This window comes from Nesterenkonia sphaerica, assembly GCF_005771565.1.
Lineage (GTDB): Bacteria > Actinomycetota > Actinomycetes > Actinomycetales > Micrococcaceae > Nesterenkonia > Nesterenkonia sphaerica.
Map to the genome: position 1 here is coordinate 1 of NZ_VAWA01000053.1, position 961 is coordinate 961.

Annotated in this window: 1 pseudogene; it reads left to right on the top strand. The window is 62.8% G+C overall.

Features of this window, described 5'->3' with window-relative positions:
- Positions 1 to 49: 49 nt before the first annotated feature.
- Positions 50 to 956 (top strand): annotated as a pseudogene (locus FEF27_RS13045) (IS5 family transposase).
- Positions 957 to 961 lie beyond the last annotated feature (5 nt).

Consider the following 961-nt stretch of genomic DNA (forward strand, 5'->3'; position numbering starts at 1 on the left):
TAGGGCATGTCTCCTATATGTGAGGTGATTCCTGCGGCAGTCTGGGGTCATGCCTTCTTCGGCCACTTCTCGCTATCAGCAGCTCACTGATGAGCAGTGGGCGCGTATCGAACCGCTTCTTCCCTCCAATGAAGGCCGCAAGGGCCGGCCTTTCGAGGACTCCCGGAAAGTGGTTGAGGCCATGATCTTTCGCGCCAGGACGGGGATCCCGTGGAGGGATCTGCCGCGTGAGCAGTTCGGTCCCTGGCAGACTGCCTGGAAACGGCACCGCCGCTACGCTGCGGATGGGACCTGGGACCAAGTCCTGGCCCAGCTGCTGGCCGAGGCTGATGCCGCCGGAGAAATCGAATGGGCAGTCTCAGTGGATTCCACGATCAGCCGTGCTCACCAGCACGGCACCAACACCGCNGACCAGCCCACAGGGGGCTCGTTCGAATCACAAAAATCCTGAGATTCACGAGCCTGAAGGCCACGCGGTGGGCCGCTCCCGCGGCGGGTTGTCTTCGAAGCTGCATGCTGCGGTGGATGCCAACGGGATGCCGTTGGCGATCGTGCTCACCGGCGGACAGCGAAACGACGGGGCTGTGTTCACCGAGGTCATCGACGACATCCGTGTGCCTCGGCTGAGTGCCGGGCGGCCGCGGACCCGACCGGATGCGGTGATTGCAGACAAGGCCTACTCCAACAGCATCATCCGTAGCTACCTCAGCACCCGGGGCATCAAAGCGGTGATCCCGCAGAAATCCGACGAGAAGAACTCGCGGAAGAACAAAGGCTCAGCTGGAGGCAGGCCGCCAGCCTTCGACGCCAAGGCCTATAAGGGACGCAACGTCGTAGAGCGGCAGTTCGGACTGGCCAAGCAATGGCGGGGCATCGCCACCAGGTACGAGAAGCTCGCGATTACCTACCGGGCTACCGCGGTCCTCTGCGCAGTGCTGGCCTGGCTACGCAAATAGGAGAC